The following is a 12,138-nucleotide window of genomic DNA, read 5'->3' as shown; positions in this document are numbered from 1 at the left end:
TCGGTTGTGTCGGCGTTCATGCCGGGTCGTACGGCGAGGGGGATGGGGATGCTGCGCGGGCCGCGTCGGGCGGCGAGGGTGCTGGTGGCGCCGTTCGCGTCGCGTCGGGCGGTGGGGCAAGCGGTGGCGCCGTTCGCGTCACGTCCGGCGGTGAGGCGAGCGGTGGCGCCGGTCACGTCGCGTCCGGCGGTGAGGCGAGCGGTGGCGGCGTTCACGCTGTGCCGTACGGCGGGGCGAGCGGTGGCGCCGGTCGCGTCGCGTCGGGCGGTGGGGCAAGCGGTTCCGGTGGTTCGGCGGCCGTGCCCGGGGCGGCGACCGCCGACGCGCCGTCCCTGCCGCCGCTCGGCACGGTGCGGGCCGAATGCAGGGGCCTCGCACGGGCGGCCTTCCGGCTCGACTCAGCCGCACTGCAGGAGCAGCTGGACGCCTTCGTCCGGCGCCATGGAGTGATCACCGCCTGGGAAGAGCTCATGATGCCCGCGCTGCACGCGATCGGGCGCACCTGGGAGTCCGGCGACCGCTACATCGAGGTCGAACACCTTCTGGCCTGGCAGGTGTCCACCGCCCTGCGCAACGCCCGGTTCCTGCTCGGGCCCGCGCCCGCCCCCGGCGGCGACGGCTCCGTGCTCCTGGCCTGCGTCCCCGGCGAACAGCACACCCTGCCGCTCGAAGCCGCCGCGGCGGCGCTCCCGCGCGTCGGGCGGCCCGTGCGGATGCTGGGCGCGGCCGTCCCGGCCGAAGCGCTGATCACCGCCGTACGCCGCACAGGACCCGCCGCCGTCCTGCTCTGGGCACAGACCCGCTCCCTGGCGGACACCCCGCTGGCGACGCACCTGATGCGGACGAAGTGGGGCCCCAAGGGCGCCCGCCAGAAGCCCACGCTGCATCTGGCGGGCCCGGGCTGGCGCGGCACGGCGATCGAGGGAGCCGCGCACCCGCAAGGGCTGCGGGAAGCCGTCGCCCTGCTGGCACCCGCGCCCCGCCGCTGACGGCCAGCGCGCTTCAGCGTGCCAGGCGCCGCAGGACGGCGCTGCGTCCACGGGCAGGCACCGTCCACACCTCGTGCCCCCGCAGCCGCCACTGGCGCAGCAGCGCGTCGGCCGCGAGCAAGCCGCTGGTCGCGGCCCGTTCCATCAGCGCCACCGGCAGCTCCGTACGCACCAGGTCCCCGGCGACCATGAGGGACGGGTGGGCAGTGCGCACCGTGGGGCGGTCCGCGTAGCCGCCGACCTCGAACAGCGGGCAGTCGTCCCGCCACTCGTGCCGCGCGTCGATGATGAGCGCGTCACGTGTTTCGGGGTAGACGCGGTGCAACTGCCCGATGAGGGCGTCCTGTTCGGCCTTCCGGTCGGCGCCGTCCTCGACCGCGTACGCGTGCAGTTCGACGACCGAGCCGCCCGCCCGGCGCGACCAGTTCTGCGCCTCGTGCTCCCAGCGTTCGAGCACGCTCACGTTGTCGAGGCCGCCGTAGCCGCTGGCGCCGAGGAAACCCGCGCGGTCGGCGGCGACCGGCCGGTCCAGCCACAGCCGGGAGACGAGGAAGGCGGGCGCCGTCCGCAGCCGCGCGACACGTGCGTACCAGCCCTCGTCGACGAGGCCGGGGCTGCGCTCGGCCAACAGCTGGAGGCCGCGCGTGTCGAGCGCGAGCACGCAGGCGTCGTACGCCTCGCTCCGCGCCCCCGCCTCCACGACGAAACCGCCGTCGGGAGCGGGCGCGACGCGGTCGACCGGCGTGGAGACCCGGATGTCGACGCCCATCGTCTCCAGGTAGCGGCTCAGCGGGTCCCACAGGGCCGACGGGAACGGTTCGTTGGGCACGTCGAACAGGAGCCCCTCGGCGGAGCCCAGGAAGTAGATGTGGAACATGAGCGCCATCTCGGCCGCCGAGAGTTCGCGCGGATCGGCGAAGAAGCTCCGCGAGAACACCTCGAAGGCGAGGTGGTGGGCGGCCTCGGGGAAGCGGATGGTGGCCAGGAGGTCGTGGGCGCTGACCGCGTCGAGACGCTCGTAGACCTCGGGCACGCGTACGTCCATGAGCGGCAGGGCCGCCCGCGCGTTCATCCGGGGCAGATCGCGCAGGGTGAACGTGGGGCTGGTCAGGGCGAAGCCCATGGCGCTCCACGGCGGGGTCCGCGGCACGTGCTGGAAGCTGTCCCGCGCGCCACCGGCGTGCCACAGCGGGTAGTCCGGCAGCCGGGTCAGGCGCTCCAGGTGCGGGTCCGTGCGCCGCAGCAGGGCGCGCAGGTTGTAGTACTGCCGGAAGAAGGCGTGGAAGCCGCGGCTCATCGTGGCCCGCGAGCCGTCCGCGAGGCGGGTGCTCCAGCCGGCGAGCCGTCCGCCGAGGGTGGCCTCGCGTTCGAACAGGGTGACCCGTACGCCGCGCTCGGCGAGGGCGGCCGCGGTCGCGAGTCCGGCGATGCCGCCGCCCACGACGGCGGTCGACGGGGGTGTGCCGGTCGCGGACGGCGCGCCCGGAGCGGCCGGCCGCCGGACGGCCAGGCGGTCCCGCGCCCCCGGCGGAAGATCCGTCCCGCGTCTCACGCGCGGGCCCCTTCTCCGTGCGGCAGCTGGCCGACGATGGTGTGCGTGATGCCGGTCTGCCAGCCGGGCAGCGGCAAAACCCGGACCCGTGCGAACCCCGCGCCCGTGACCCGCCGCGCGAACCGTTCCGCGGTGTCGAACTCGACGACGCTGCGCCACAGATGCCGGTACAGCGCCCCGTCGCCCAGGGCCGCGGTCACGGGCAGCAGCCCGGCGCAGACCGCCGACCACACGGCACGGTGGCGCCGCGCCCCGCTGAGCGTGTAGTCGTGCACGGCCAGCCTGCCGCCGGGGCGCAGCACGTCGCGCACGGCGGACAGGACCTGGCCGGGCTCGGCCGTGTTGCGGAACAGGTAGGCGGCGAAGACCGCGTCGAACGGGCCCGCGACCCCGGCGTCGGCCAGTTGCTCCGCCGGGGAGTGGACGAAGGTGACGCGGCCCGGCCAGCGCTTGGCCGCGGCCCGTTCCAGCATCCCGGCCGACGCGTCCACCGCGGTGATCTCCGCGTGCGGCAGCGCCGCCAGCAGGGCGGCGGTCGACGCGCCCGTGCCGCACCCCAGGTCGAGCACGCGCGGAGCCCGTCCGTGCGCGGGAAGACCGAGGCGGCGCGCCGAGCGCCGCAGGTGGGCGTGGTAGCCGGGGTTGGCCCGCACGAGCGCGTCGTAGCTGCGGGCGGCGTGGTCGAACGCCCCGGCGAGGGAGGCGTCGTGCAGCGTCGGCATGGTTCTCCTTGACGGCGGGGCCCGGCGGGGCCCGGCGGGGTTCAGGGGCCGGGAAAGGGGCGCAGGGGCTGGGCGGGGAGCGTCGCCGCGCTGCGCAGCAGGGGCAGGACCGGGCTGTTCAGGCCGATGGCGAGGTCCTCGTAGACGCTGGTGGCGCCGTCGAGGAAGCGGAGCAGGCGCTGGGCGGGGACGCGCGAGAACAGGCGGGTGAAGAAGGCCGCCCCGTCGAGACGGCCGCTCGCCAGGGCGTGCAGCAGGATCGCGTCCATGGCGCGGGAGCGCGGCGAGTGCGGGGCGGGCGGTACCGGTCGCCGTCCCGCGTGCAGGGCGGCGGCGATGGCCGCCGTCTGGCGCTGGATGGCGGCGAAGGTGTAGCCCGTCGACGGGCGGGTGGCGCCGCCCGCCGCGCCGATCCGGAACACGGACTGGCCGCTCTGGCGCGCGAACCGGGCGTCCGTCATGGGGATGACGCCCTCCTCCCGCGCCTCGATGCCGTAGTCGCGGACCGCGAGGACCGTGTCCAGATAGGCGCGCAGGGCGCGGTCGTACTCCTCGGACGGCAGTACGGACGGCGAGAACTGGGTGTACTCCACCAGCGCGCTGTGCGGGCTGGTGGGCAGCACGTAGCTGAAAGCCAGGCCGCGCTCCGGTTGCGGGGTGCGGAAGTCCATCAGCTCGACGGAGTCCGGGTCGAAGACGGGCCGCGTGGTGCGCACGAACCAGCCGCGGAAGTGCTGCAGCAGCGTCGTACGCGCCGGAGGCAGGCTGCCGAGCGGACGGGAGTCGAAGACCCAGCGGGCGGAAAGCGTCTCGTGGCGCCCTTGGGCCGTACGCAGCAGCACCTGCGCCCCGCGCGCGGTTCCCTCGATCCCCTCGACGACGCCCTCCGTGCGGACCGGCGCGGCGCGGGAGGCGAGGCGCCGCTCGACGGCCGCCTCGAAGTCGGGGGAGCGGATCATCTTGTACCGCAGAGCGTCGGTACGGGTGTCCACCAGGCGCCCGTCGGTACCGCGCACCCGCATCCGGTTCCAGGCGGCGGTGACGGCCTCGTCGTAGCGTCCGGCGCCGCTCTCCCAGAAACACCAGGTCCGGGGCGGTGGGCGCAACGGTCCTGGCGGCGGCTGCACGAGCCGCACCGTCATCGCGGACCGGCCCGTGGCGGTGCACAGCCGCTCCGCGAGCGAGAGTCCGGCGGCTCCCGCGCCGATGATCACCACGTCCGACCGCACGCACACCTCCTGCCTTCGGGACACGTTGCTCCGCACATCTTTCCGCCGCTGTCCCCATCATGGATGCGCGATCGCGCGGATCCGGCGGTACGGGATGCGGGCGGCGGGCGAAGTTGCTCCGGTTGCCGCAGCACGGCGCATCCGATCACGTGGGTGACAAGGAATGCCCTGAGACACCTTTGATCACTTGCCCATGCGAAGCCATCACGAAGGAGCCGACATGCCTCCCGACGAGGCGACAGGCGCCACCACGACCGTCGCGCCGCATCAGGCGGGCCGGGCGGACCACGGTCCGTCCCCGCACGGCGGCCGCCCGCCGGTGCCCGCGCGCGTGCGGCAGATCGACGCCGGGGTAGCGCGGACGGTCGAACGGCGCCTGGGCCAGTTGCTCGCGCCCCGCGTCGCGCAGGCCACGGCCGCCGACGCGACCTTCGGCACCGACGTCGCCGGACGCGTCGCCCGCTTCACGCTCGACGGCGGACGGCGGCTGCGCCCGCAGTTCCTGTGGTGGGGCCTGCGCGTGTGCGGCCTGCCCGACGACGAGCAGACCGAGGCCGCCGTACGGCTCGGCGCGGCGCTCGAACTCATCCAGACCTGCGCCCTGGTCCACGACGACGTCATGGACCGCGCGGCCACGCGACGCGACGGGCCCGCCCTCCACGTCGACCTGGCCGCGGACCACGAGCCGTCCGCGTACCCGGGCCGCGACCGGTTCGGAGAGTCCGCCGCCATCCTCGCCGGGGACCTCGCCCTCGCCTGGGCCGACGACGAGGCCGCCGCCGTCCGCCTGCCCGAGCGGCGCGCGGCCCGGATCCGCGACACGTGGTCCCGTATGCGTACGGAGATGGTCGCCGGTCAGTACCTGGACCTGCGGGGCGAACTGACCCGGAGCAGGTCCCTCAGGAGCGCCCTGAGCGCCGCGTGCCTCAAGACCGCCCTGTACACGGTGGAGCGGCCGCTCCAGCTCGGCGCGCTCCTGGCCGACGCCGAGGAAACGACCCTGCACGCGCTCGGCGCGGCGGGCCGCGGCGCCGGTCTCGCCTTCCAGCTGCGCAACGACCTCGACGACGTGTTCGCCGACGACGCCGGGAGCGGCAAGCCCGCGGGCGGCGACCTGCGCGCCGGAAAACCCACCTACCTGGTCGCCCTCGCCCACGCGCGTGCCGAGGCGGACGGCGACCGGCACGCGCTGCGCGTCCTGGACCACTGTCTCGGCCGCCCGGGGCTCGACGAGAGCGACCTGGACGAGGTCCGCCACGTCCTCGAACGCACCGGCGCCCGCCGCAACGTCGAGGACAAGATCCGCAGCCTGACCGCCCGCAGCACCCGCCACCTGGACACGGCGCCCCTCGACCCGGTGGCCCGCACGCGCCTGCGGACGCTCATGCACAGGGCGGCCGGCGTCCGCACCGTGACGGCCGCCGTGGCCCAGGGGGCGGCCGAATGAGGACCGTAGGGGGCAAGACCGATCACGTCGTCGTCGTGGGTGCGGGCCTGTCCGGGCTCGCGGCCGCGCTGCACCTGCTCGGTGCCGGGCGCCGGGTCACCGTCGTGGAGCGGGAGGAGCTGCCCGGCGGCCGGGCCGGGCGGCTGACGCGCGGCGGGTACCTGATCGACACGGGGCCGACCGTGCTGACCATGCCGGAGCTGGCCGACGAGGCCTTCGCCGCCGTGGGGGAGCGGCTGCGCGACCGCGTCGAGCTCGTCCCCCTCCACCCCGCCTACCGGGCCTCCTTCGCCGACGGCAGCACCCTCGACGTACACACCGACGCCGCCGCCATGCGGCAGGCCGTCGAGGACTTCGCGGGTCCCGAGGAAGCGGCCGGGTACGCGCGCCTGCGCGCGTGGCTGCACCGCCTCTACCGGGCGCAGATGCGCCACTTCATCGACACCAACTTCGACTCCCCGCTGCAACTGCTCACCCCCGACCTGGCCCGGCTCGCCGCGCTCGGCGGCTTCGGCCGCATGGACGCCCGGATCAGCCGGTTCATCAAGGACGAACGGCTGCGCCGCGTCTTCTCCTTCCAGGCGCTGTACGCCGGAGTCCCGCCCGCCCGCGCCCTGGCCGCCTACGCCGTCATCGCCTACATGGACACCGTCGCGGGCGTGTACTTCCCGCGCGGTGGCATGCACGCCCTGCCGCAGGCCATGGCGGACGCCGCCGCGGCGGCAGGCGCCGAGCTGCGCTACGGACGCCGGGTCGAGCGCCTGGAACGCAGCGGCGACCGCGTCACCGCCGTCGTCACCGACACCGAGCGGATCCCGTGCGACGCCGTCGTCCTCACCCCGGACCTGCCCGTCACCTACCGCCTGCTCGGCCGCACCCCCCGCCGCACCGTGCCGCTGCGGCACGCCCCCTCGGCCGTCGTCCTGCACGCGGGAACCGACCGCACCTGGCCCCAACTGGCGCACCACACCCTGTCGTTCGGGGCCGCCTGGCACGGCACCTTCGACGAACTCACCCGGCACGGCCGCCTCATGAGCGACCCCTCCCTGCTCATCACCCGGCCCACCGCCACCGACCCGGGCCTGGCACCGCCCGGGAAGCACCTGCACTACATCCTGGCGCCCTGCCCCAACACCGACATCGGGCCGAGCGCCGCGCACTGGGGCGACCTCGCGCCCCGCTACCGCGCCGAACTCCTCACCGAGCTGGAACGACGCGGCCTGGACGGCATCGGCGACGCCATCGACGAGCAGTGCCTCGTCACCCCCGCCGACTGGCACGCCCAGGACCACGCGGCGGGCACCCCGTTCTCCGCCGCCCACACCTTCGCCCAGACCGGCCCCTTCCGCCCCCGCAACCTCGTGCGCGGAACGGCCAACGCGGTCCTCGCCGGCTGCGGCACCACCCCGGGCGTCGGCGTGCCCACGGTGCTGCTGTCCGGAAAGCTCGCCGCCGCCAGGATCACCGGCCTGCGCGGGGCCCCCGCGCCCCGCGCCCCCTACCGGCTCACGACCTCAGAAGGAGCGCCCTCGTGACCGCCCGAGAACTCGACGCCGCCGGCATCACGGACCCGGCGCTGCGCCACGCCTACGCCCACTGCCGCGCCCTCAACGCCCGCCACGGCAAGACGTACTTCCTCGCCACCCGCCTCCTCCCGGCCCACCGCCGCCCGGCCGTCCACGCCCTGTACGGCTTCGCCCGCTGGGCCGACGACATCGTCGACGCGGGCCCGCCCGACCCCGTGGAGCGCACCGCCGCGCTGGAGCAGTTGTCGATGAGCCTGCGCCACGGCCTCGGCGCGCGCGGCAGCGCCGAACCCGTCGTGCACGCGCTCGCCGACACCGCGCGGCGCTACGCGATCGACGCCCGCCACTTCCACGACTTCATGGCGGCGATGCGCGCCGACCTGACCGTCACGGACTACCCCACCTATGCCGACCTGCGCCGCTACATGCACGGCTCGGCCGCGGTGATCGGCCTCCAGATGGTCCCCGTCCTCGGCACCACCGTGCCGCGCGAGGAGGCGGAGCCGTACGCGGCCGCCCTCGGCGTCGCCTTCCAGCTCACCAACTTCCTGCGCGACGTGGGCGAGGACCTCGACCGCGGCCGGATCTACGTCCCGGCGGACCTCCTGGACGCGCACGGTGCCGACCGCGAGCTCCTGCGGTGGAGCCGCGACACCGGCCGCCGCGACCCCCGCATCACCCGCGCGCTCAAGGCCTTCGAGGAGCTGACCCGCGGCGTCTACCGGCAGGCGCTCCCGGGCGTCGCCCTGCTCGACCCGGTCTCCCGTCCCTGCATCCGCAGCGCCTTCGTGCTCTACTCCGGCATCCTCGACGCCGTCGCCGACGACGGCTACAGGGTGCTGCACCGGCGCGCGGTGGTCCCGCGCCGCCGCCGCACGGTCGTCGCCCTCGACGGCCTCGCCCGCATCGCGCACGCCCGGATCAGCCACCGCGCGGCGCCACAGGACCCGCCCGTCACACCCGTGTCCGTACGCGCGGAAGCGGCCGGGCCCGTATGCCGGGGGGCCGCATGAGCGAGCGGCCGACGCGGGCACGCTTCCCGCTGACCCTGCGCAGGAACCCGCCCGCGTGGCACCGCCAGGAGCCCACCTGGCGCGCGGCCCGCCCCGCGCTGATCGAGGCCGCGCTCAAACGCTCCCGGACCCGGCCCTCCGGCAACTGGTACGTGGTCGGGTCCCCCGACGAGGTGCCGCGCGACAAGCCGCTCGGCCGCACCGTGGCGGGCCGGGAACTCATCGTCTGGCGCGACGCCGAAGGGAACCTCGCCGCCGGCCCCGGCGCCTGCCCGCACCTGGGCGCGCCGCTCAGGGACAGCCCCGTACGGTGCGGCGAGGTGGTCTGCCACTGGCACGGGCTCGCCCTCGGCGCGCACGGCAAGGCGGGCTGGCGCACGCTGCCCGTGCATGACGACGGGGTGCTGATGTGGGTGCGCCTGAACGGCGCGGGCGACGAGCAGCCGCTGGACCAGCCGGTCATCCCGCCGCGCCCGGAGCCGGACAAGTCCCTCCACGCCGTCTACACCGGCGTCGGCCGCTGCGAACCGGAGGACATCGTCGCCAACCGGCTCGACCCCTGGCACGGCGCCTGGTTCCACCCGTACTCGTTCGTCGACCTGCGCGTCGTCGACAGCCCGACGGGCGACGCGGGCGACGGCACGGACGAGTTCGTCGTCGAGGTCTCCTTCCGGCTCACGTCCCGGCTGGTCGTCCCGGTCCGCGCCGTGTTCACCGCGCCGGAGCCCCGTACGGTCGTCATGCACATCACCGACGGGGAGGGCCGCGATTCCGTGGTGGAGACCCATGCCACGCCGCTCACCCCGGACGGCCACCCCACGCCCCGTACCGCCGTCGTGGAAGCGGTGATCGCCACGTCCGAACGGCCGGGCTTCGCCCTCGCTCGCCACGTCTCCCCGGCCCTGCGCCCCCTGATGCGGGCGGCGGCGGGACGGCTGTGGCGCGACGACCTCGCCTACGCGGAGCGCCGCTTCGCGCTGCGCACCCGCGAAAACCTGCCCTGCTGACACGGGGCCGCTGTCACAGCCCCGAGACACGGGCCGCGAAGAAGGCGGCGACCAGCACGGCGCCGATCACGATGAGCCACACCCACCAGGCGGGGTGCTCCCACATCCCGCCGTCGGCGCGCTCCTGATGGGCCTCGGCGGTCGAGCCTTCCACCGGGGGTGTCTCTGTCGGGGGTACGAGTATGTGTGTCATCCCTCAACGGTCCCCCGCGCCGGGCATGCCCGCATGTCGGGCGCGAGGGACCGGCGGTGTGCGGCCCGGGTGGTGGCAGACGTCGCCGTCGTCCCGGACGGCGGCGACGGCGACGGCGTGACGGACGAGCCTCATTTCGGTTCAAGTGGGACCGGGGGAACCGGGGGCGGGTTGTGGTGGGTCGTGGTGGGTTGTAGTCCTTCCTGTCACCGTTCCGCCGGGCATGTCATGAATCGGTCACGACGCCGTTCAGTGCCTCGGCGATGCCCGCGCCCAGGTCGGTCCGGTAGCCGGTGTCGAAGGCACGGTCGTAGGCGGCTTCGCCGAGCGCGGTGCGGGTGCGGCCGACGCAGTCCTCGTGGGCCGCGACCCAGGAGGGGATGCCGACCTGGGGGCGGCCGAGGGTGTCCCACAACTGGTGGGCCAGGCCGAGCAGCCGGGCCGCCCGTTCGGCCTGGCCGTCGGCGATCGCGCACTGGGCGATGGCCTCCAGACACATGCCGGAGCCGAAGCTGTCGTGCATCCGGTGCTTGACGGTCAGCGAGGCGCGGGCGGACAGTTCGGCGTCGGCGATGCGCCCCAGGGCGAGTTCGGCCTGGGCGCGGATGGAGTCGCCCCACGCGCGCATCCACGTCTCGCCCGCGGTGTCGCACACCTGCCGCATCTCGTCCAGGCCCGGCAGGGCGTCTTCCGCCATGCCCATGGCCACGCGCGCGTGGCTGCCGACGGAGAGCGACCCGAGGCCGGGGACGCTGAGCATGGCCTCGGGGGAGCGGCTGTGCCGGGTGCGCAGTTCGTCGGTCAGCTTCAGTACGGTCACCGCGTCGCCGCGCAGCGCCGCCGTCACCACCGCGACCGACTTGGCGAGGCTGTCCTCCTCCTCGCCGAACCGTGCCGCCAGGGCGGTGCACTCGACGTCGATCTCCTCCAGGGCGGGCAGGTCACCGAGTTCGGTCAGCACCAGACCTTGGGCGTACAAGGCCCGCAGACGGAGCGGGCTGGGGCCCGAGAACGCGGCCAGGGCGCGGTCGAGGTAGTGCCGTCCTTCGCGGGCCAGCCCGCACGCGTACCAGAGGAACCACAGGTCACCGGCCATGCCGAGGCCGATGCGGCTGTCGGCGGAGCCGAGGCAGGACTCCAGGGCGAGGCGCAGGTTGTCGAACTCGGCGTGCATGCGCTCGTACCAGAAGAACTGGTCGGGGCCCATCCAGGCCGCGTCGCCCTCGCGGGCGAGCCGCAGGTACCAGGTGCGGTGGCGGCGGCGGAACTCGCGGCCCTCGCCCAGGCTGCGCAGCCAGTCCTCGCCGTACTCACGGATCGTGTCGAGCATCCGGTAGCGCTCACCGGCCGCCGTCGGCTCCCACGTGATGATCGACTTCTCGGCGAGCCCGGACAGGAGGCGGGGGATGTCCGCGCGGTCCAGGCGGTCGTCGCTGCAGACCTGTACGGCGCCCTCGGCGTCGAAGCTGCCGACGAACACCGACAGGCGTGCCCACAGCAACCGCTCGGCGGGGGTGCAGAGTTGGTGGCTCCAGCCGATCGCGGTGCGCAGCGCCTGGTGCCACACCGGGTCCGCCGCCTCGGCGTCCTCGCGCTCGGTCCCCGGAGCACCGTCGGCGGTCTCGCTGCCGTCGTCGAGCACCGCGAAGCGGTCGGAGACCCGGTCCGAGAGGCGGTCGGCCAGTTCGCCCGGTGACAGCTCCCGCAGCCGGGCCGCCGCCAGCTCGATCGCCAGCGGCAGGCCCTCAAGCCGGCGGCACAGCCGCTCCAGATCGGGCCGTCCCGCATCGGTGATCGTGAACCCCGGGACGACCCGGGCCGCCCGGTCGGCGAGGAGCACCAGGGCGTCCGCGTCCGGCCCGCCCTCCCGGGCCGCCGGTTTCGCGGGGTCGGGGACCGGCAGCGGCTCCACGGCCAGCACCTCCTCCGCCGCCACCGCGAGCGGGCGCCGGCTCGTCGCGAGGATCCGCAGGCCGGGCGACGCGCCGATCAACCGCTCCACCACGGGCCGCACTTCGGCCGTCAGGTGTTCACACGTGTCGAGGACGAGGAGCAGGCTGCGCTCGGCGAGGTAGTGCGCCAGTGCGTCGATCACCGGGACGGCCGTCTGGTGCGCCATCGGCAGCGCCTCGGCGATGGTGTGCGGCAGCAGCGCCCCGTCGCGCAGCCCCGAGAGGGACACCCAGTACGCCCCGTCGCGCAGCTCCGGCCGCAGCTGCGCGGCGACGCTCTGCGCCACCCGGGTCTTGCCCACGCCCCCGACCCCGACGAGCGTCACCACCTGGCGGGGCCCGAGCGCCCGCACGACCTGTGCCAGCTCCGTCCGGCGGCCGACCAGTTCACCGGTAATCCGGGGCGGCTCACCCGCCCGCCGCTCACGTTGCTTGTCCGCCGCCATGATTCAACTCCTGCGTGCTGTGACGTGTTTCACCGTCAGTGCTATCAACTCGGCAGGGTCCG

General features: G+C 75.0%; 11 protein-coding genes. 5 read left to right on the top strand and 6 right to left on the bottom strand.

The window, feature by feature from the left end:
- On the bottom strand, positions 1-215 hold a 215-nt coding region (locus tag ACH4RC_RS15875), incomplete at its 3' end, for a hypothetical protein (protein WP_398200469.1).
- Between the two features lie 84 nt (positions 216-299).
- Here ACH4RC_RS15875 and ACH4RC_RS15870 point away from each other — a divergent pair.
- Entirely contained in the window at positions 300-989 is a 690-nt protein-coding gene (locus ACH4RC_RS15870) for a B12-binding domain-containing protein (RefSeq protein ID WP_398200467.1), read from the top strand.
- A gap of 13 nt (positions 990-1,002) precedes the next feature.
- Here the strand turns inward: ACH4RC_RS15870 and ACH4RC_RS15865 are convergent, their stop codons facing one another.
- Genes ACH4RC_RS15865 through ACH4RC_RS15855 form a run of 3 tightly spaced genes read right to left on the bottom strand, consistent with a single transcriptional unit; the run spans position 1,003 to position 4,498 of the window.
- The gene (locus tag ACH4RC_RS15865) at positions 1,003-2,541 is read right to left on the bottom strand and encodes an FAD-dependent oxidoreductase (RefSeq protein WP_398200465.1); all 1,539 of its coding nucleotides are present in this window, start codon (positions 2,539-2,541) and stop codon (positions 1,003-1,005) included.
- Positions 2,538-3,263 carry a methyltransferase domain-containing protein gene (locus ACH4RC_RS15860; RefSeq protein ID WP_398200462.1) on the bottom strand — a complete coding sequence of 242 codons (726 nt, stop codon included), beginning with the start codon at positions 3,261-3,263 and terminating at the stop codon, positions 2,538-2,540. Before ACH4RC_RS15860 ends, ACH4RC_RS15865 begins: the two co-directional genes overlap by 4 nt.
- Positions 3,264-3,304: 41 nt before the next feature.
- The gene (locus ACH4RC_RS15855) at positions 3,305-4,498 is read right to left on the bottom strand and encodes a lycopene cyclase family protein (protein ID WP_398200541.1); all 1,194 of its coding nucleotides are present in this window, start codon (positions 4,496-4,498) and stop codon (positions 3,305-3,307) included.
- A gap of 214 nt (positions 4,499-4,712) precedes the next feature.
- On the opposite strand from ACH4RC_RS15855, the gene ACH4RC_RS15850 reads away from it, so the two are divergent.
- The 4 genes from ACH4RC_RS15850 to ACH4RC_RS15835 are packed head-to-tail and all read left to right on the top strand — an operon-like array spanning position 4,713 to position 9,485.
- The gene (locus ACH4RC_RS15850) at positions 4,713-5,939 is read left to right on the top strand and encodes a polyprenyl synthetase family protein (protein ID WP_398200460.1); all 1,227 of its coding nucleotides are present in this window, start codon (positions 4,713-4,715) and stop codon (positions 5,937-5,939) included.
- Positions 5,936-7,474 carry a phytoene desaturase family protein gene (crtI, locus tag ACH4RC_RS15845; RefSeq protein ID WP_398200457.1) on the top strand — a complete coding sequence of 513 codons (1,539 nt, stop codon included), beginning with the start codon at positions 5,936-5,938 and terminating at the stop codon, positions 7,472-7,474. The genes ACH4RC_RS15850 and crtI overlap by 4 nt, the downstream gene beginning before the upstream one ends.
- Positions 7,471-8,478, top strand: coding sequence for a phytoene/squalene synthase family protein (locus ACH4RC_RS15840; protein WP_398200454.1), 1,008 nt, complete (start codon positions 7,471-7,473; stop codon positions 8,476-8,478). Before crtI ends, ACH4RC_RS15840 begins: the two co-directional genes overlap by 4 nt.
- On the top strand, positions 8,475-9,485 hold the full coding sequence (locus ACH4RC_RS15835; RefSeq protein WP_398200452.1) for a DUF5914 domain-containing protein: 1,011 nt from the start codon (positions 8,475-8,477) through the stop codon (positions 9,483-9,485). Before ACH4RC_RS15840 ends, ACH4RC_RS15835 begins: the two co-directional genes overlap by 4 nt.
- A gap of 13 nt (positions 9,486-9,498) precedes the next feature.
- On the opposite strand, the gene ACH4RC_RS15830 is transcribed toward ACH4RC_RS15835, so the two are convergent.
- Together ACH4RC_RS15830 and ACH4RC_RS15825 are read right to left on the bottom strand one after the other, a co-directional pair.
- Positions 9,499-9,678, bottom strand: coding sequence for a DUF6480 family protein (locus ACH4RC_RS15830; RefSeq protein WP_398200449.1), 180 nt, complete (start codon positions 9,676-9,678; stop codon positions 9,499-9,501).
- 226 nt (positions 9,679-9,904) lie between these two features.
- A complete protein-coding gene (locus ACH4RC_RS15825) occupies positions 9,905-12,076 on the bottom strand; it encodes an ATP-binding protein (protein ID WP_398200447.1) in 2,172 nt (723 codons plus the stop codon).
- Between the last annotated feature and the right edge of the window lie 62 nt (positions 12,077-12,138).

Origin of the sequence: Streptomyces sp. NPDC016845 (assembly GCF_044332585.1) — a bacterium.
Taxonomy (GTDB): domain Bacteria; phylum Actinomycetota; class Actinomycetes; order Streptomycetales; family Streptomycetaceae; genus Streptomyces.
This window is presented reverse-complemented; position numbering and strand designations above follow the sequence as displayed.